Source organism: Caballeronia sp. DA-9 (assembly GCF_051615025.1).
In the GTDB taxonomy this organism is placed as follows: Bacteria; Pseudomonadota; Gammaproteobacteria; order Burkholderiales; family Burkholderiaceae; genus Caballeronia; species Caballeronia sordidicola.
Genome location: NZ_CP195132.1, coordinates 1,477,961 through 1,496,589, shown reverse-complemented (window position 1 = coordinate 1,496,589; position 18,629 = coordinate 1,477,961). Strand labels below are relative to the sequence as shown.

The following is an 18,629-nucleotide window of genomic DNA, read 5'->3' as shown; positions in this document are numbered from 1 at the left end:
TAACAGGCCGCACAGTAAATAGATAAATCCGAGGTCTACCGCGATGCGTTACCCCAACCTTTTCAAGCCTCTTACGCTGAACAAACTGACGTTGCGCAACCGTATTGTCAGCACGGCGCACGCGGAGGTCTATGCGGAACCGGGCGGTTTGCCGGGCGACAGATATATCCGCTATTACGAGGAAAAGGCGAAGGGCGGTGTGGGACTGGCCGTGTGCGGCGGTTCGAGCCCGGTCTCGGTGGATAGTCCGCAAGGCTGGTGGAAGTCGGTGAATCTGTCGACTGACCAAATCATCGATCCGCTCGCGCGTCTTGCGGAGGCCATGCACAAGCACGGCGCGAAGATCATGATCCAGGCGACCCACATGGGCCGTCGCACGGCATATCATGGCGAGCACTGGCCGCATCTGATGTCGCCTTCGGGCGTGCGTGAGCCGGTGCATCGCGGTAATGCAAAGATCATTGAAGTCGAGGAAATCAGGCGCATCATTTCCGACTTCGCGGCGGCCGCAAAACGCGTCAAGGACGCGGGCATGGACGGCGTCGAAATCTCGGCCGCGCATCAACATCTGATTGACCAGTTCTGGAGCCCGCGCACAAATTTTCGTACCGATGAATGGGGCGGTTCGCTCGAAAACCGTCTTCGCTTCGGTAACGAAGTACTCAAGGCAGTGCGTGAAGCGGTGGGTCCGGATTTCTGCGTCGGCCTGCGCATGTGCGGAGATGAATTTCACGAGGACGGGCTCGACCATACGCAACTGAAGGAAATCGCGCAGTCGATGTCGGAGTCGGGTCTTATCGATTACATTGGCGTGATTGGTTCGGGTGCGGACACGCACAACACGCTTGCGAACTGCATGCCGCCGATGGCTTTGCCCCCCGAGCCGTTCGTGCATCTTGCCGCGGGTATCAAGTCCGTCGTGAAGCTGCCGGTGATGCACGCGCAAAGTATTCGCGATGCAGGACAGGCCGAGCGTCTGCTCGAATCCGGCATGATCGATCTGGTTGGCATGACGCGTGCGCAGATCGCCGACCCGCATATGGTCATCAAGATTCGCGACGGCCGCGAAGACGAAATCAAGCAATGCGTGGGCGCGAATTATTGCATCGACCGGCAGTACAACGGTCTCGATGTGCTGTGCGTGCAGAACGCGGCAACCTCGCGCGAGGCGACCATGCCGCACGTGATCGAGAAGTCGCGCGGACCGAAGCGCAAGGTCGTTGTTGTGGGCGCGGGTCCTGCCGGACTGGAAGCGGCGCGCGTGGCGAGGTCGCGCGGTCATGACGTGGTGCTGTTCGAGAAGAATGATTACGTTGGCGGCCAGATCATGCTCGCGGCCAAGGCGCCGCAGCGCGAGCAGATGGCCGGCATTGTGCGCTGGTTCGATATGGAAACGAAGCGCCTCGGCGTGGATCGCCGCCTTGGCGTGGCCGCCGACGACAAGATGATCATGGCGGAGAAGCCGGACGTCATCGTCCTCGCAACCGGCGGTTCGTCGTTCACGCAACAGGTTCCCGCGTGGGGCGTCGAGCAAGGGCTCGCCGTCAGTTCGTGGGACATTCTCTCGGGCAAGGTCGAGCCAGGCAAGAACGTGCTGGTGTATGACGGCGTGAGCATGCACGCGGGCGCGGGCGTGGCGGATTTCATCGCGAGCCGTGGCGCGAATGTCGAGATCGTGACGCCGGATGTGAAGGTCTCCGATGACGTGGGCGGCACGACGTTCCCGATTTTTTATCGACGTCTGTATGCGCAAGGCGTGATCTCCACGCCGAATTACTGGCTCGATAAAGTCTACGAGGAAGACGGCAAGAAGATCGCCGTGATCCGCAACGAATATACCGAGGAGCAGGAGGAGCGGGCGGTCGATCAGGTCGTGATCGAAAATGGCATCACGCCGAATGACGACCTTTACTGGAAGCTCAAACCCGAGTCGCTCAATCGCGGACAAGTCGATGTACATAAACTGTTCGCGTCAGAGCCGCAACCATCGTTGAGCGAAGAACTGGGCAACGGCCGATTCCTGCTGTTCCGCGTTGGCGACTGCATCTCCATGCACAACATCCACGGCGCGATCTATGACGCGCTGCGCCTCGTCAAGGACTTCTGATAATGAGCCCGGTGTTTGTCATTACCGCGTTGTTGTGGTTGTCGGTGGCGGGTCTGGCATTCGCATTGTTCAAGCGTGCGGGATACTGGCGCGAAGGCCGTGCGACGGCTGCGGGTGCATATGGCTGGGGCAATCTGCTGTCCATTCCCAAGCGCTATTTCGTCGACCTGCATCACGTGGTCGCGCGTGATCCGTATATTGCGAAGACGCATGTGGCGACCGCGGGTGGTGCTATTGCTGCAATGGGGCTCGTGTTCATCAATTACGGTCTGGCGATTTATTCGCCATGGATCGACAAGCTGATTTTCCTTGCCGCATTGATCATGCTTGTGGGCGCGGTGTTCGTGTGGCGCCGGCGCCATGGCGCCAAAGCGGTGCCGGCGCGCTTGTCGCGTGGTCCGTGGGATAGCCTGCCGTTGCTGCTTGGATCGTTTGCGCTCGGGCTCGTATTGTTCATCGTGTTGCCGGCAGCGGCCATGTCGGGTGCTTTGGCGATTATCGTTGCGTTGCTGATTGCAGCGGGCGCTTTCACGATGACGTTCGGCGCTGCACGCGGCGGTCCGATGAAACACGCGCTCGCGGGCCTGCTGCATCTTGCGTTTCATCCGCGTCAGGAACGCTTCACTGGCCGCAGCCATGAGCATGACGTGGTGCCGCCGACCGCACTCAAGATGCCTCTTCTGGATGCAAAGGAGTACGGCGTTGCGAAGCCCGTGGAGTTCCGCTGGAATCAATTGCTGAGTTTCGATGCCTGCGTGCAGTGCGGCAAGTGCGAAGCGGCATGTCCGGCGTTCGCGGCAGGCCAGCCGCTGAACCCGAAGAAGCTGATACAGGACCTGGTGACCGGCATGGTCGGCGGCACGGACGCCGCCTACGCGGGCAGTCCGACGCCGGGCATTGCTCTTGGCAAGCATTCGGGCGCGCCATCGAAGCCGCTCATCTCCACCATGATCGAGGCAGATACGATCTGGTCCTGCACTACCTGCCGTGCATGCGTTCAGGAATGTCCAATGTTGATCGAGCATGTAGACGCTATCGTCGACATGCGCCGCAACCAGACGCTGGTAGAAGGGTTCGTGCCGGGCAAGGGGCCGGAGACCCTCGCCAACCTACGTGAAACAGGCAGCGCGAATGGCTTCGATATTGGCGCGCGTTACGACTGGGCGGTCGATCTGCAAGTTCAGGTCGCACAACCCGGCCGCCCCGTGGACATATTGTTGTTGGCAGGCGAAGGCTCCTTCGACATGCGCTATCAACGCTCGTTGCGCGCGCTCGTGAAAGTGCTGAACCGCGCCGGCGTGGATTATGCGGTGCTCGGGGGCGTGGAAACGGACACGGGCGACACGGCCCGCCGTCTTGGCGACGAAGCCACGTTCCAGCAACTTGCCACGCAACTGATCGAAACGCTCTCGCAGTATTCATTCAAGAAGATCGTTACCGCAGATCCGCACGTCATGCACAGCTTGCGTAATGAATATCGCGCGCTTGGCGGCTTGTATGAAGTGCAGCATCACACCGCGCTGATCGCGGAACTCGTGGCAAGCGGCAAGCTGAAGCCGCTGGCGCAGAGTACGCTCGCCGAAGGCAAGACCGTTACATATCACGACCCGTGCTATCTCGGCCGATACAACGGCGAAACCGAAGCGCCGCGCACGCTGCTGAGAACCATTGGTATCAAGGTGGTGGAGATGGAACGCAACGGCATGCGCGGACGATGCTGCGGCGGCGGCGGCGGCGCGCCACTCACGGACATTCCCGGCAAGCAGCGCATTCCCGATATCCGCATCAACGACGCGCGTGCGATCAATGCCGAGATCGTCGCGGTCGGATGTCCGAACTGCACGGCGATGCTGGAAGGTGTCGTCGGTGCGCGTCCTGACGTGCTCGACGTGGCCGAACTCGTTGCAGCGGCGCTGGAGTAAGCAATGCACACAATCAAACGAATTGATCCGCGCCGGCCGTTTTCTGTCACGGCGCAAGGGCTTCGGCGCATTACGCTAGGTGCTGTGGGCGCGGCTGGCGACACCGGCTTCGTGGCGCTTGCCGGGCATCGGGAACAGGCAAAGCCGCGCCGCACCACGTCCTTGGTGCTTCGTTCGCTGCTGGTTGCAGCGCACAGCGATCGCGGCTCGCTCGATGATCACGCACGCCAGGCACTTGCCGCCGCCGCGTTGCTCGCGCAGGCTGACACACAAGTCGTGCTGCTGGTATTCGGCGAATTGAAGGACGACGCGGCCTCGCTTGGTGCGGACAAGGTGATCGAGTTGTCCGCATTTGATCGACGCGCCTTCGCACCCGACGCCGCGCTCAACGCGCTTGCTGCGTGCGTGGCGGCCTATTCGCCGGCACACGTTTTCCTGCCAGACAACGCAACCGGCGACGGCGATCTAGGCCGTAGATATGCGGCGCAGGCCAAGGCGTCGATCGCGACGCAAGTGGTCGAGATCGACTCCACGCACGTATCGGTTTATACGCAAGCGCGTAAGGCCTTCGCGGTGCGCGCATTGCCTGATGTGATCCTTCTTGCACAAAACGCAGTGGATGCACGTTTGCCTTTTGTCGGTGCGGGCGAGCAAGTGGAGGCGGCGCAATTTGGCCCTGCGGGCGTGCAAACAACAAGCCTCTACACAGACCTCGGTATTGAAGAAATCGACGCCGCTCAGGTCGCGCTGGAAGAAGCGGATTTCATTGTTTCCGCAGGCAATGGCGTGACGGACATCCCCGCGTTCGAGCGCCTTGCGAGCACGGTTGGTGCGGCGATTGGCGCGAGCCGCGTGGCGGTGGACGACGGCAAATTCCCGCGCGACAAGCAAATCGGCGCGACAGGCAAGACTGTCGATGCAAGCATTTACATCGCGTTCGGTATCTCGGGCGCGGTGCAGCATTTGCAGGGCATCAAGGATTGCCGCCATGTGATCGCGGTCAATCTGGACGCAAGCGCGCCGATTGCGAAACGCGCGAACCTGACGATCATTGGCGACGCGGCCGAGACCATTGCAGCGCTGACCGATGCCGCCGCGTCGGCACGCAACGCACGCGCGAATCCCAATACGACGACGGCGCACAGTGGCATCGCGCCGAAACCGGCAAAGCTGGAAGGAGCGCTTGCATGAACCCGAACGCATCGTCCGTGAAAGGTGTGGCGAGGATCGCGGTGCTCGTGTCGGTTGGCCGTCATCCGGTCAGCGGGACGCAACGCTACAGCCGGAATGACGCGGCTGCATTGACGCTTGCAATTGCGCTTGCCACGAAGCATCGAGCGGCGCTTGACGTGATCCACGCGGGGGATCCCACGAACACCGCGTTGCGTGAATATCTCGCGCTTGGCGCGGTGAAAGTCGAAGTGCTTTCAGTCGCCGACGGCGACGAGATTGCTGCCGCGCTGAGCGTTCGATTGAAAGGCTACGACCTTGTCCTGACCGGTACGCGCGCCGAAGGCACGCAAGACAGCGGCATGCTGCCGTATCAACTCGCCGACGCTTTAGGTGTGCCTTTGCTTGCATCGGCAGTGGACATCGAAGTCGAAGCTGACCATGTGACGGTCAGGCAATTCCTGCCGAAAGGTTTGCGCCGCCGCATCAAGGCGCCGCTGCCGGCGCTCGTCGCCGTGCATCCCATGGCCAACGCCACGCCGCGCTATGCGTACGCCAGGCTGCGCGAAGGCGCGATTGAAAAAGTGCTCGTGAGCGCGGCGAACGCGCCGGATGCTGCCGCGTGGTCCGTCAAACCCGCGAGCGCGAAACCCGTGCGGCTGGCCGCCACCGAGAAGCGCTCGGGGCACGCGCGCATGTTGTCCGCAACGACCACCGAAAGCCGTGGCGGAAGCGTCGTAATTGAAGGGACTTCCGTCGAAAAAGCACAAGTGATTCTGGCGTATTTGCGCGAGCATCAACTCGTAGATTACTGATTCGCGATATGAAATTTCCCGCGCGTTCAAGGTCGCGCGGGGCACCAAAACACGGAGTACACGATGAAAGTTTCCGCTGACGTTCGCGCAATGATCGAACGCCGCAAGAAGGGCCACACGCTTGAAGCGCCGTTCTACGCGAGCGAGGAAATCCATGCGCTCGACATGGACGCGATCTTTCGCAAGCACTGGATTCAGGTGGCGGTCGAGCCGGATGTGCCGGAAGCGGGCGACTACATGACGGTGGAACTCGGCGACGATTCCATCCTGATCGTGCGCGACGACGACATGCAGATCCGCGCGTTTCATAACGTCTGCCGACATCGCGGCGCGCGTTTGTGCAACTCGGAAAAGGGCTCGCTTGGCAATATTGTGTGCACGTATCACAGTTGGACGTATAACCTCAACGGCGACCTGATGTTCGCCGAGCATATGGGCGAACAGTTCGACAAGTGCAAGCACAGTCTGAAGAAGGTCCATCTCGAGAATCTTGCGGGACTCATTTTCATATGCCTCGCTGAAACACCGCCCGCCGATTTTGCGGTGCTGCGTGCTTCAATGGAACCATATTTGCTGCCGCATCGTCTGGCTGATTGCAAGGTCGCGGCGTCCATCGACATCATTGAAAAGGGCAACTGGAAGCTCACGATGGAGAACAACCGCGAGTGCTATCACTGCGTCGCGAACCATCCTGAACTGACTATTTCGCTCTATGAATATGGCTTCGGCTATCAACGCTCCGCCGACAACGAAGAAGCCATGGCCGCGTTCGACAAGACCGTTGCCGAGCGCACGGCGCAATGGGAAGCAATGAACCTGCCGTCGAAGGAAATCGACAGGCTGGCTGACCTTGTCACCGGCTTTCGCACGCAAAGGTTGCCGCTGGATCGCAGCGGCGAGTCGCAGACCATGGACGCGAAGGTTGCATCGACCAAACTGCTGGGCGGTTTCGAGCAAGCCGATCTCGGCGGCCTGTCGTTCTGGACGCAGCCGAACTCATGGCATCACTTCATGAGCGACCACATTGTAAGTTTCTCGGTGATTCCGCTCTCCGCCGGCGAGACGCTGGTGCGCACGAAGTGGCTGGTGAACAAGGATGCGCGCGAAGGCATTGACTACAACGTCGATAACCTCACGGCCGTCTGGCGCGCGACCAACGATCAGGATCGCGCGCTGGTCGAATACTCGCAGCTGGGCGTGACGAGCAGCGCGTACGAGCCGGGTCCGTATTCACCGTTCACCGAAGGGCTCGTGGAGAAGTTTTGCGAGTGGTACATCGGGCGGCTCGACGACTATGCGAACACGCCGGACGAAGCAGCCGTGCCGTCTTCGCACGGCGAAAAAGTCGTATCGTTCAAACGCTGATCACAACGCGTACTCAAAGCCAAAAAGCGGAGAAACAGATGATGCGCGACCAGGCGACGTTCGAGCCCGCCCCGAACCGAGTCACCCAGCCCGAGTTCTGGGGCAAGCTTCCCGCACGCTGGGACAGCGATACGGACGACACGCTCGTATGTTGTCACGTGCGCCAGGAAACGCATGACGTGAAGAGTTTTTTCTTTCGCGCGCCCAATGAACGCACGTTTGTTTTCGAGCCCGGCCAGTTCGTCACGCTTGAACTGGAGATAGAGGGCGAGTCGATCAATCGCTGCTACACCATTTCGTCGCCGCCTACGCGTCCGCACACTATTTCGATCACGGTCAAGCGCGTGCCGGGCGGCCAGGTGTCGAACTGGCTACACGACAATCTGCAGGCGGGCGGCAAGGTGCGCGTGCTCGGGCCTGCGGGCGAGTTCACTTGCGCGCGGCATCCGGCGCGAAAGTTTCTGTTTTTATCGGCGGGATCGGGGATTACGCCCTTGATGTCCATGAGCCGCGCACATCACGAACTGGGCGAAGATCGCGACATTGTGTTCGTACATAGCGCGCGTACGCCCGACGACATTATCTTCGCGCGGGAACTCGACCTGATCGCCGCAAATCAAGCGAACTTCCGGACCGCATTTGTGTGCGAACGGGTCGGCGCGAGAACGAACTGGCCGGGCGTGACGGGGTTTCTGACGTTGCCCTTGCTCAAGCTTATCGCGCCGGATTTCCTGGAGCGCGAGATTTTCACATGCGGTCCCGCGCCGTATATGAAAGCGGTACGCGATCTTCTTGCGGAAGGCGGTTTCGACGCCACGCATTATCACGAGGAAAGCTTTTCCTTCGAAACGATTGCGGAAGTCGCGGCTGAACTCACGACGGCGCATGTCGCCGATGCGCTGCTATCTTCGGAGACGTTCGCGGAGGACCGGGAAACCGCTATTGGCTTTGCACCCGCACCCATACCTGTTGCCGCGCCCGTGGAAACCACATTCAAGGTGAGCTTTGCGAAAAGCAACCGCGAAATCGAATGCGGCAGCGGGCAGCATGTTCTGGACGCGGCAAAGAAATCCGGCGTGCGTCTGCCGGCGTCCTGCACGCAAGGCATGTGCGGCACCTGCAAGGTCAAGCTCTTATCCGGCGAAGTGCAGATGAAGCATAACGGCGGCATTCGTCAGCGGGAAATCGACCAGGGCATGGTCCTTCTGTGCTGCAGCAAGCCGCTGACCGATCTGGTTGTAGACAAGTAAGGGTATTCATCAGGACCGGCGGCGCACCCGGATAAAACGAGGTCGCATCCGGACAACTGGGTGTCGAAAAAAAACCAGTCAGCGCATTTCTGGCCGGTGATTCTAAAGGCTCAATGGTTTGGACCGCGAAGGGGAGAAGACAATGAAACTGATCAAGAAACTGCTTGTTCTCAGCACGATGAGCGCAGCGTTGGCCGCAGCCAGCGTAACGGCAATCGCCGCCGATGCGAAACCGACCATCAAGATAGGCTACGTGGAAGGCTGGGATGACAGCGTGGCGACGTCGAATGTGGCGGCGCAGATCATCGAGAAGAAGCTGGGGTATCCCGTGCAACTCGTGCCCGTGGCAGCGGGCGTGATGTGGCAAGGCGTGGCGCGCGGCGACCTCGATGCAACCTTGTCGGCGTGGTTGCCGGTCACGCACGGCGCATACTGGGATAACTTCAAGTCGAAGGTCGTTGACCTTGGCGCGAATTTTCCGGACGCGAAGATCGGCTTGATCGTGCCGGAAGATGCACCCGTGACGAGCCTCACTGATCTGGAAGCGAAGAAGGCGGATTTCGGCGGCCGGATTGTGGGTATCGATGCAGGCGCTGGCGTGATGTCCAAGACGAGCGAGGCAATCAAGGCCTATAACCTCGACTACACGCTGATGCCGAGTTCGGGCAGCGCGATGACGGCGGAATTGGCACGTGCCGAGAATGCGAAGAAGCCGATCATTGTGACGGGCTGGAAGCCGCACTGGATGTTCGCGAAGTACAAGCTGAAATTCCTGGACGATCCGAAGAAGGTATTCGGCGAAGCCGAGCATGTGGATAGCGTGGTGAATCCGGGGCTTGAGACGAAGGCGCCGACCGTGGTCGCATTCCTGAAGAAGTTTCAGTGGAAACCGGGCGAAATCGACAGCGTCATGCTGGCAACGACGAATGGTGCAAAGCCTGCTGCCGCCGCCGATGCATGGATCAATGCACATGGAGACCGTGTAACGACCTGGACGAAATAAACCCTGTTCCATGAAGCCTTCGCTGTAACGAAAAACGCCGCTTGATCAAGCGGCGTTTCTTATTGGTCTGAGGCGGCGTTATTGCAGTACTACGGTGCGGTCACCATTAATAAACACACGCCGCTCGATGAATGCCTTCACTGCTCGCGCGAGCGTGATGCATTCCACATCGCGTCCGGTCGCGAGCAGGCGCTCCGGCTTGTACGAATGGTCCACGCGCTCGACCACCTGCTCGATGATCGGTCCTTCGTCCAGGTCATCGGTGACAAAGTGCGCGGTCGCGCCAATCAGCTTTACGCCGCGCGTGTGCGCCTGATGATAAGGCTTGGCGCCTTTGAATCCCGGCAGGAACGAATGATGGATATTGATCGCTCGCGCGGCCAGCTTGCGGCTTGTTTCGCCCGATAGGATCTGCATATAGCGCGCGAGAATCAGCAATTCCGCACCGGAGCTATCGAACAAATCGAGCAGGCGCGCTTCCTGTTGCGGTTTGGTATCGGCGGTGACGGGGAGATGATGAAAGGGCAAACCGTGTTGAACAGCAAGCGGTTCCAGGTCCCGATGATTCGACCCAATGCCCACGATATCCATTTTCAGTTCGCCCATGCGCCAGCGGAATAAAAGGTCCGCGAGGCAGTGTTCCAGCTTCGACACCATGATCAGCACCTTGGGCCGCGCATCGACGTTATGGATGGCCCACGTCATGGCGAAACGCTCGGCTATGGGCGCGAATTCCTGCTGTAACGCGGCGATCTGCAGTGTCTCGTCGCGATTTACGCCGTGGAAGACGCAGCGTACGAAAAAGCGCTGGCTCAGGTCGTCGTCGAAGACGGTGAGTTCATCGACATAACATTGATGGCGATCGAGAAAGCCGACCACGGCCGCAACCTGGCCTGCCGCGCTGGGACAGGCAACTGTCAGCACGAGTCGATGATGAGAAAGGATGTTGCTTGCGATATCGCCGGCCATGCGGTTCTCCACTATGCAAAGGGCAGCGCCGCAAAGACGGCGCGTGCATTACGCAGTAGAGCAAATTGCATGGGGCCGCGGCTAGAAGCTATACGCCGAGATGCTGGTATTGGAGCGTCAAGCCGTTACTCCGCATTCGGCCAGCAGCCAGTCGCGGAACGCGCGAACCGCCGTGGTCTGTGCGCGCGGCGCGCTCAGGAGATAGCCGCCATCGGTCGTGACGGGGGTATCGAACAATTGCACGAGTTGCCCGCTTAGAACAAGCTCATCCACGAGCGGCGCCCAACCGAGCGCCACGCCCTGACCCATGAGCGCGGCGTGCGCAACAAAGCCATAGTTGTTGAACGTAATGCCGCGATGCGCGGCCGGCGCGCTCAGCCCTTGCGCCGCGAACCAGCCATGCCATGAAAGCCAGCGCTCCGGGTTTGTCGGTTCAAGATGCAGCAGCGGCAGTTCGCTCAAATCCGACGGATGCACCGGCTTGCCGTGCCGCGCGAGAAATGCGGGACTGCATACCGGCGTGACTTGTTCGGGAAACAACTTGAGCGTGCCGCGCCCGGGCCAGTTCATTGAAACGTGACCGAAGCCGATCACGATATCCGCGTGATCGTGCTCCGCCGCGAGCACGTCTTGCGCCGTGGTGATCTTCACATCGACGTCAGGCATGAGCGCCTTGAATTGCGAAAGACGTGGCATCAGCCAGTAGGTTGCAAAGCCGAAGTCGGTGAGAAGGTTGAGCGATTGCTGGGCCGGCGCTGCATGACGCGCGCGGATATCGTTCGTGGCAACGCGGATGGTTTCAAGGCTCTGGCGCACGGCTTCGAAAAGCCGTACCCCGTCTTCGGTCAACGTCACGCCACGATGCCCGCGCTCGAACAGCGGCGCGCCAAGCGCCTCTTCAAGCTGCACCACGCGCTGGCTGACCGCCGGTTGCGTGGAGCCAAGCTCGCGGGCGGCTGCGGTAAAGCTGGCAAGGCGCGCGGCGGACTCGAACATGGACAGCGCCTGCATTGGCGGCAAACGATTTTGTCTCGGCATAAGCACCCCTTATGAGCTCATAACGTTTTGCGCTCTTCACAGCCGTGAATTGGACAGCAATAGTGATGCGCGGTGCAGTGCGTTTTGCGTTCCACCTTTCCGATTCTATTCGAGCCTTGCCCCGATGCTTAAGCCCAAACAAAATATCCTTATTCTGATGGCTGATCAGATGACGCCGTTTGCGTTATCGGCTTATGGTCACACCGTGACAAAGACGCCGAACATGGACGCGCTAGCGGCGCGCGGCGTGGTCTTCGATTCCGCATATTGCGCAAGTCCGCTCTGCGCGCCGTCGCGCTTTTCATTCTTGTCCGGGAAGTTGCCATCGAACATAGGTGCCTACGATAACGCCGCCGAATTTCCATCGCAAACATTGACGTTCGCCCATTACCTGCGGGCGGAGGGGTATCGAACGGTGCTTTCAGGAAAAATGCATTTCTGCGGTCCTGACCAGTTGCACGGTTTCGAAGAACGCCTCACGACCGATATCTACCCAGCGGATTTTGGCTGGACGCCTGACTGGGATGACTTCGAAACGCGTCCGAGCTGGTATCACAACATGAGTTCCGTGATCGATGCAGGCCCGTGCGTACGCACCAACCAGCTCGATTTCGATGACGAGGTCATCTACACCACGCGCCAGAAGCTGTTCGATATCGCTCGCGAGCGGCAAGCCGGTAAAGATGCGCGGCCGTTTTGCGTGGTGGCTTCGCTGACGCATCCGCACGATCCTTACGCGATCCCGCAGAAATACTGGGACATATATCGCGATGAAGACATCGCAATGCCCGCGTATCGCGACACGCTGGAGGCCGCCGATCCGCATTCGAAGCGTCTCCGTTATATTTGCGAAACCGACAAAACGCCGCCGACCGATCAGCAGGTTCGCAATGCGCGCCATGCGTATTACGGCGCGATCTCTTACGTGGATGCGCAATTCGGCGCGATCCTTGAAGCGCTCGATCAATCCGGCATGGCCGATGACACCATCGTGATCGTGACCTCCGATCACGGCGAGATGCTGGGCGAACGCGGCCTTTGGTACAAGATGACATTCTTCGAGGGCGGTTGCCGCGTGCCGCTGATCGTGCACGCGCCGGGGCAATTCGAGGCGGGTCACGTGAAGGCTTCGGTCTCTCATCTCGACCTGCTGCCGACGCTGGTTGAACTGGGCAGAGGTTCGGCAAGACCAGCATGGCCCGATACACTCGACGGAAAAAGTCTCATACCGCATCTTCGCCGCGAACCTCACGCTCACGATGAAGCCATCGGCGAATACCTTGCCGAGGGTGCTATCGCGCCTATCGTCATGCTGCGCCGTGGCGACTTCAAGTTCATCCACACACCGGCCGACCCCGATCAGCTTTTCGACGTCACCGCCGATCCCTTGGAGCGGACAAACCTTGCCCGGCATCCGGAACACGCGGCGCGCGTGGCTGCATTCCGTGAAGAAATAGCGCGACGCTGGGACCTTGGCAAGCTGCGTGACGACGTTGTGCAAAGCCAGCGTCGCCGGCAATTTCATTTCCACGCCACCACGCAAGGCGCGATCGAGTCTTGGGACTGGCAACCATTAGTCGATGCCAGCCAGCGCTATATGCGCAATCACATCGACCTGGACACGCTCGAAGCCATGGCGCGTTTCCCCGCGGTCAAACGCTGAACGGGCGTCAAACGCGCTTGCAGAAACACACAACCACAGGAATCGACCATGAAAAAGCCCTTGAAACAAGCACTATTCTGCATCGCAGCGCTTTTAGGCTCTGTTGGCGCGGTGATTGCGGCCGAGCCTCAAAGCTGCATGCAGGTAAAGATGGCGGATCCGGGCTGGACTGACATCGACGCGACCAACGCCATGGCGGGAGTGGTGCTGAAAGCGTTGGGCTACAAGCAAAGCGTCGCAAATCTTTCTGTGCCGATCACTTACCAGGGCTTGAAGAAAGGGCAGATCGACGCGTTTCTTGGCAACTGGATGCCTGCACAAGGACCTTTGGTAAAGCCCTTCATTGATGAGAAGTCCATTGAAGTGGTGCATCCAAACCTGACGAACGCCAAGTTCACGCTTGCGGTTCCTGATTATGTAGCGGCCGCTGGCGTTCATACGTTCGCGGACTTGCAGAAGAACGCGGCCAGGTTCGAGAGCAAGATCTATGGCATTGAGCCGGGCGCGCCGGCCAACCAGAACATCAAGAAAATGGTCGATGAAAAAGCGTTCGGACTCGAAGGATGGAAGTTGATTGAGTCCAGCGAAACCGGCATGCTGACGCAGGTCGAGCGCGCTGTACGCGACAAGAAATGGATCGTGTTCCTTGCCTGGGAACCGCACTTGATGAACACAAAATTCCACCTCACCTACCTCGACGGTGGCGATAAATACTTCGGCCCGAACTTCGGCGGTGCGACGGTGAACACGGTTGCGCGCACGGGGTATATCGGCGAATGCCCTAATGTAGGACGCCTCTTCAGGCAGATGACGTTTAACGTGGACCTTGAGAACGGCATCATTACGGATGTACTGCAAAACAAGACCAACATCGATACCGCCGCTACTGCGGCGCTCAAGCGCAATCCGGACATCATGAAGGCGTGGCTCGATGGTGTGACCACGGCCACAGGAGGAAATGGTTTGCAAGCCGTACAAACGGCGCTTGGATCCAAATAACAACATACGTCGCCATTGGGCAGGTTTTGGTCGCAAACCGTCGAGCCGCTGTAAATATGGACCCGTACTTTTGCATGGCTGGTGCCGGACCGGAAGAGTCACCGGCACGCACCAGCGTCATAGGCTTCAGATCACCGTACCAAGCCAGTTTCTGCAATAAAAATCGAGCGAGAGGCGTTGCGCGATGCCGGCCTTAGGGCGGTTTCGCCCTGGCAGCGCGGGACTTGCTTAGCCCTTCGAAACAAGCAAACACGGGTATCAGGGAGAATCAACAAATGAATAAGCGACATGCCGCAAAGCTGGCGGCCCTTGCATTGAGTGCGGGCGCCGTATCCGCACCCGCCGTGGTTCACGCGCAAGGCAGCGTGACGCTGTACGGCATTCTGGACGCGGGTATCACCTACGTGAACAACACGGCCGGCTCGCACGCCTTCAGGTTCGAGGACGGCATTTCGTATGGCAACCGGCTGGGCTTCAAAGGCGTGGAGGATCTCGGCGGCGGATTGAAGGCGATCTTCGCGCTTGAATCCGGCTTTCACATTGGCACGGGCCGGTACGCGTTTGGCGGCGCGGAGTTTGGACGGCAGGCGTATGTCGGCTTGCAAAGTCAGTGGGGAACAATATCGCTTGGCAATCAGCTCGACATGACCAACGAGTTTATGGAAGGCTACAACATCTCTGCCTTTGCAAGCGGCTATGCGATCCATCAGGGCGACTTCGACCGCATGAATGGCGACCGTCTGCCGAACGCGATCAAGTACATGTCGCCCGATATCAACGGTCTCACATTCGGCGGCATGTATTCGTTCGGCAACGTTGCTGGCAACTTCCATCAGCAGAGCGCATATAGCGCGGGCGCGCATTACGCACATGGCAATTTCACCGTTGGCACCGCGTACACGCGCCTGAACAATCCTAACGGCATTTACGCCTTCGATCCGTACGCGATGATCGGCACGAAGACCTTCCTCGGCCAGACTGTTGCGACCGTGGATCCGGCGACGGGCGCGGTCAACGACCTGTTCAGCAGCACGCCGCTTGCGGTCGACAGTCAGGCGACCTTCGGCATTGGGTCATCGTATGCATTCGGCAACCTCATGGTGCTCGGCAACTATACGTACACCACCATCAAGGGTTTTGGGCAGTCGTCGCACATGCACGTGGGCGAGGGTGGCGCGTCGTATAACTTCACGCCGGCGCTGATTCTGTACGGCGGGTATCAATACACGGCGTTCGAAGGTCACAAGTGGAACATGGGTTCGCTCGCACTGCATTACCTCTTGTCCAAGCGCACCGATGTCTATATTTCGGGCGACTACCTGAGGGCGTCGAACGGAGTGGATGCGGTGATTGGATATAGCTTCACGCCGTCGACCTCAAATACGCAGAGCGATGTGCGTATTGGCTTGCGTCACTCGTTCTAAAGCGGTTACGTGTAGAACGGCTTAGACGACCGTGACTGGTTCAACCACGGCGGCTTCCGGAAACGGGGCCGTCGCGCGTGGCGAAGTGCGGTCTTGTCGTGGACTGGAACCAAAGCGCGTGCGGTAAGTGCGCGAAAAATGCGATGGCGATTCGAAGCCGCAGGCCACGCAGACCGTGGTGATCGACATGTCGGTTTGCTGCAGCAATTCGCGGGCGCGCGCGAGGCGCAGTCCGAGATAGAAATGCGTTGGCGTATCTTTCAGCGCCGAGCAGAACAGGCGTTCAAGCTGGCGCCGCGTCACGCCAATTTCCTCGGCCAGTGCGTCGGGCGAAAGCGGTTCCTCCATGTGTTGTTCCATTACGCCGATTACCTGAATCAGCTTGCGATTATGGATGCCATAGCGCGCCGCGATCTGCATGCGCTGATGGTCGGAGCGTTGCCGGATCCGGCCGAGTACGAACTGTTCGGATACCTGAGCAGCGAGTTCCGCTCCGTGCCGGCGGCCGATCAGATCCAGCATCAGGTCGATCGACGCTGTGCCGCCTGCGCAGGTGATGCGGCGCGCGTCGATTTCAAACAGTTCCTGGCTGACCGCCAGCGACGGATAGCGTTCCTGGAATGCCGATGCCGCTTCCCAATGGAGGGTGACGCGTTCGTGCTGGAGGAGACCGGCTTCGGCCAGTATGAAGCTTCCTGTATCTATGCCGCCTAGTGTTGCGCCGGCGCGGTCCATGTTGCGCAGCCAATCGCCGAGTTCACGCGTGTAGCGGTTGAGGGGATTGAACCCGGCTACAACGATGACGTTTTTGGCTGACTTGACGTCTGCCAGGGCGCTTTCGGCGTTCAGGGAGATGCCGTTGCTGGCGCAGACGGGGCCACCGTCGATGCTTAGAATATGCCAACGGTATAGATCGCCGCGGAAGCGGTTTGCCACGCGAAGGGGTTCGATCGCCGACATGAAGCCGATGGATGAGAACTCCGGGAGCAGCAGGAAATGAAAGTCTTCGGGCGGTGGCATTGAGGGGGCTTTTTTGATCTGACCGGGCACAGTAGCAAGTGGAAAATGCTGGCGCAATGGGGAATGATCCGGAGGGTTTCGTTCGCACTGTACGGGGTTGGGGGGTGGGGTCCTGCTTTTTGGGGCTTCGCGCGTTCCGTGTTCGTTGATCTTTTTTAGCACTGTTAGCCACTATCCGTGGCGGGACTTCATTTCTTTGTCCAACGGCGACAAAGAAACGAAGCAAAGAAAACGCCTTCCAACCGCTAATTCTTAAGTGTCCCGAGCGTGCACGTACATCTGCTTGGGACTTCAAAAGAACCCTCGACGCCATAACCACCAACACCTGAAACCCTCCCCCTCCGGACCCCTACATCCACACGCTTCGCCACCAGCGCTCTCGGGCAAGCACATAACCCACAGAACCAGTTCGGCCGAACACCCCGTCGCGCGAAGCGCGGCGCGCGCGCCGCGCTTTCCCGTTGACGGCTACTTACACTGGTGGCGAAGCGTGTGGGTAACCGTGGACGGAGCGGGAGGGTTTCAACTGTGCGGAGTTATGCGCTGAGCGTTCTTTTGAAGTCCCAAGCAGATATACGTGCACGCTTGGTCTCTTTAAAAATTAGCGGTTGAAAGGCGTTTTCTTTGCTTCGTTTCTTTTTCGCCGTTGGAAAAAGAAATGAAGTCCCGCCACGGACAGTGGCTAATAGTGCTAAAGAGGACCAACGAACAGCGAACGCGCGCAGGCGCAAAAAGCAGGACCCCACCCACCTCCCCCGTACAGTGCGAACGACTCCCCGGTCGCATATAGTCAAAACCGGGTCGCAACCGGTCGCCTCAGCGGTATTCTGCGGCAGTACCTTAGCCCATGGTCGATCAGGGCCAAACCCAAACCCAGCCAAGCCAAGCCCAAACCCTCATCGCTTCCAATCGGAACCCAACCCCATGCCAACTTCCCCGGCCACGAAAAAGCTGCTCGCCTGCCTGTGTTTCGCGCTGACCTCATTCGCCGTATCTGCCCAGAGCAAGGAAGACGCAACCTGCCATACGGTACGTTTCGTCGACATCGGCTGGACCGACATCACCTCGACCACCGCGCTGGCATCAGTCGTATTCCAGGGCCTGGGCTATGACCCGAAAGTCACGGTCGCGTCCGTGCCCATCTCGCTGGCAGGCCTCAAAAGCAAACAAATCGATGTATCGCTCGGATACTGGTGGCCCGTGCAGGAAAAGGTGGTCCAGCCGTTCATCGACTCGAAGGCCATCGACAAACTCGACCCGCCCAATCTTTCCGGCGCGAAAGCCACGCTCGCCGTGCCGAGCTATGAATACGACGCAGGCCTGAAAACATTCCAGGACATCGCGAAACACAAGGACGAACTCGACGGCAAGATCTATGGTATCGAACCGGGCAGCAGCGCAAACGCGCAAATCCAGAAGATGATCGATACCAACAAGTTCGGACTCGGCGGCTTCAAACTCGTCCAATCAAGCGAAGCCGGCATGCTGGTGACCGTCGATCGCGCGGTTCGCGACAAGAAATGGGTCGTGTTCGTGGGCTGGGAACCGCATCCCATGAACATCCAGGTCAAGATGAATTATCTAGCCGGCGGCGACGAAGTATTCGGCCCCAACTACGGCGAAGCACGCGTCTACACACTGACAAATCCGGACTTCCTGACGCGTTGCCCGAACGCCGGCAAGCTCGTATCGAACCTGCGATTCACAACCCAACTCGAAAACCAGTTGATGATTCCAGTAATGGCGAAGGAGCGCCCGACTGACGCGGCGAAGGCCTATCTGAAGAAAAATCCGCAAGTGCTCGATGCATGGCTTGCAGGCGTCAAAACAGTTGACGGCAAGGATGGCTTGCCGGCAGTCAAGCAATATCTTGGCCTTTGAAAG

General features: G+C 59.3%; 14 protein-coding genes. 11 read left to right on the top strand and 3 right to left on the bottom strand.

The features are described from left to right. Positions 1–43: 43 nt before the first annotated feature. The 7 genes from ACRWA7_RS13075 to ACRWA7_RS13045 all read left to right on the top strand — a co-directional run bounded on the left by ACRWA7_RS13075 (position 44) and on the right by ACRWA7_RS13045 (position 9,632). Complete coding sequence (locus ACRWA7_RS13075) at positions 44–2,107, top strand: FAD-dependent oxidoreductase (RefSeq protein ID WP_438391377.1); 2,064 nt, start codon at positions 44–46, stop codon at positions 2,105–2,107. A gap of 2 nt (positions 2,108–2,109) precedes the next feature. Further along, positions 2,110–4,029 (top strand): (Fe-S)-binding protein, encoded by a 1,920-nt coding sequence (locus ACRWA7_RS13070; protein ID WP_438391376.1) that lies wholly within the window; start codon positions 2,110–2,112, stop codon positions 4,027–4,029. Between the two features lie 3 nt (positions 4,030–4,032). Further along, positions 4,033–5,220, top strand: a complete 1,188-nt coding sequence (locus tag ACRWA7_RS13065; protein ID WP_438391375.1) for an electron transfer flavoprotein subunit alpha/FixB family protein — start codon at positions 4,033–4,035, stop codon at positions 5,218–5,220. Beyond that, the gene (locus tag ACRWA7_RS13060; protein ID WP_438391374.1) at positions 5,217–6,014 is read left to right on the top strand and encodes an electron transfer flavoprotein subunit beta/FixA family protein; all 798 of its coding nucleotides are present in this window, start codon (positions 5,217–5,219) and stop codon (positions 6,012–6,014) included. The genes ACRWA7_RS13065 and ACRWA7_RS13060 overlap by 4 nt, the downstream gene beginning before the upstream one ends. A 63-nt stretch (positions 6,015–6,077) precedes the next feature. Then, positions 6,078–7,379 carry an aromatic ring-hydroxylating oxygenase subunit alpha gene (locus tag ACRWA7_RS13055; RefSeq protein WP_438391373.1) on the top strand — a complete coding sequence of 434 codons (1,302 nt, stop codon included), beginning with the start codon at positions 6,078–6,080 and terminating at the stop codon, positions 7,377–7,379. Positions 7,380–7,420: 41 nt separating this feature from the next. Continuing rightward, positions 7,421–8,629 carry a 2Fe-2S iron-sulfur cluster-binding protein gene (locus tag ACRWA7_RS13050; protein WP_438392784.1) on the top strand — a complete coding sequence of 403 codons (1,209 nt, stop codon included), beginning with the start codon at positions 7,421–7,423 and terminating at the stop codon, positions 8,627–8,629. A gap of 142 nt (positions 8,630–8,771) precedes the next feature. Continuing rightward, positions 8,772–9,632: a glycine betaine ABC transporter substrate-binding protein gene (locus ACRWA7_RS13045; RefSeq protein ID WP_060817826.1), complete on the top strand. Its 861-nt coding sequence runs from the start codon at positions 8,772–8,774 to the stop codon at positions 9,630–9,632. A gap of 78 nt (positions 9,633–9,710) precedes the next feature. On the opposite strand, the gene purU is transcribed toward ACRWA7_RS13045, so the two are convergent. Next, positions 9,711–10,601 carry a formyltetrahydrofolate deformylase gene (gene purU / locus ACRWA7_RS13040; RefSeq protein WP_438391372.1) on the bottom strand — a complete coding sequence of 297 codons (891 nt, stop codon included), beginning with the start codon at positions 10,599–10,601 and terminating at the stop codon, positions 9,711–9,713. Positions 10,602–10,718: 117 nt separating this feature from the next. Beyond that, positions 10,719–11,639 carry a choline sulfate utilization transcriptional regulator gene (locus tag ACRWA7_RS13035; protein WP_438391371.1) on the bottom strand — a complete coding sequence of 307 codons (921 nt, stop codon included), beginning with the start codon at positions 11,637–11,639 and terminating at the stop codon, positions 10,719–10,721. A 124-nt stretch (positions 11,640–11,763) separates the two neighbouring features. Here ACRWA7_RS13035 and betC point away from each other — a divergent pair, with 124 nt between their 5' ends. The 3 genes from betC (at position 11,764) to ACRWA7_RS13020 (ending at position 15,725) form a co-directional block, all read left to right on the top strand. Then, complete coding sequence (gene betC, locus ACRWA7_RS13030; protein WP_438391370.1) at positions 11,764–13,302, top strand: choline-sulfatase; 1,539 nt, start codon at positions 11,764–11,766, stop codon at positions 13,300–13,302. A 48-nt stretch (positions 13,303–13,350) separates the two neighbouring features. Further along, the gene (locus tag ACRWA7_RS13025) at positions 13,351–14,301 is read left to right on the top strand and encodes a choline ABC transporter substrate-binding protein (protein ID WP_438391369.1); all 951 of its coding nucleotides are present in this window, start codon (positions 13,351–13,353) and stop codon (positions 14,299–14,301) included. A gap of 275 nt (positions 14,302–14,576) precedes the next feature. Further along, positions 14,577–15,725: a porin gene (locus ACRWA7_RS13020; protein WP_438391368.1), complete on the top strand. Its 1,149-nt coding sequence runs from the start codon at positions 14,577–14,579 to the stop codon at positions 15,723–15,725. Between the two features lie 21 nt (positions 15,726–15,746). Here the strand turns inward: ACRWA7_RS13020 and ACRWA7_RS13015 are convergent, their stop codons facing one another. Then, positions 15,747–16,745: a GlxA family transcriptional regulator gene (locus ACRWA7_RS13015; RefSeq protein WP_438392782.1), complete on the bottom strand. Its 999-nt coding sequence runs from the start codon at positions 16,743–16,745 to the stop codon at positions 15,747–15,749. Between the two features lie 924 nt (positions 16,746–17,669). On the opposite strand from ACRWA7_RS13015, the gene ACRWA7_RS13010 reads away from it, so the two are divergent. After that, entirely contained in the window at positions 17,670–18,626 is a 957-nt protein-coding gene (locus ACRWA7_RS13010; RefSeq protein WP_438391367.1) for a choline ABC transporter substrate-binding protein, read from the top strand. Positions 18,627–18,629 lie beyond the last annotated feature (3 nt).

Bases quoted from the DNA above. Each gene is read 5' to 3' on its own strand.
- ACRWA7_RS13045 (WP_060817826.1), top strand. From the start codon at position 8,772: ATGAAACTGATCAAGAAACTGCTTGTTCTCAGCACGATGAGCGCAGCG.
- ACRWA7_RS13070 (WP_438391376.1), top strand. From the start codon at position 2,110: ATGAGCCCGGTGTTTGTCATTACCGCGTTGTTGTGGTTGTCGGTGGCG.
- ACRWA7_RS13020 (WP_438391368.1), top strand. From the start codon at position 14,577: ATGAATAAGCGACATGCCGCAAAGCTGGCGGCCCTTGCATTGAGTGCG.
- ACRWA7_RS13055 (WP_438391373.1), top strand. From the start codon at position 6,078: ATGAAAGTTTCCGCTGACGTTCGCGCAATGATCGAACGCCGCAAGAAG.
- ACRWA7_RS13025 (WP_438391369.1), top strand. From the start codon at position 13,351: ATGAAAAAGCCCTTGAAACAAGCACTATTCTGCATCGCAGCGCTTTTA.
- ACRWA7_RS13065 (WP_438391375.1), top strand. From the start codon at position 4,033: ATGCACACAATCAAACGAATTGATCCGCGCCGGCCGTTTTCTGTCACG.
- betC (WP_438391370.1), top strand. From the start codon at position 11,764: ATGCTTAAGCCCAAACAAAATATCCTTATTCTGATGGCTGATCAGATG.
- ACRWA7_RS13035 (WP_438391371.1), bottom strand. From the start codon at position 11,639: ATGCCGAGACAAAATCGTTTGCCGCCAATGCAGGCGCTGTCCATGTTC.
- ACRWA7_RS13075 (WP_438391377.1), top strand. From the start codon at position 44: ATGCGTTACCCCAACCTTTTCAAGCCTCTTACGCTGAACAAACTGACG.
- ACRWA7_RS13015 (WP_438392782.1), bottom strand. From the start codon at position 16,745: ATGCCACCGCCCGAAGACTTTCATTTCCTGCTGCTCCCGGAGTTCTCA.
- purU (WP_438391372.1), bottom strand. From the start codon at position 10,601: ATGGCCGGCGATATCGCAAGCAACATCCTTTCTCATCATCGACTCGTG.
- ACRWA7_RS13010 (WP_438391367.1), top strand. From the start codon at position 17,670: ATGCCAACTTCCCCGGCCACGAAAAAGCTGCTCGCCTGCCTGTGTTTC.
- ACRWA7_RS13060 (WP_438391374.1), top strand. From the start codon at position 5,217: ATGAACCCGAACGCATCGTCCGTGAAAGGTGTGGCGAGGATCGCGGTG.
- ACRWA7_RS13050 (WP_438392784.1), top strand. From the start codon at position 7,421: ATGCGCGACCAGGCGACGTTCGAGCCCGCCCCGAACCGAGTCACCCAG.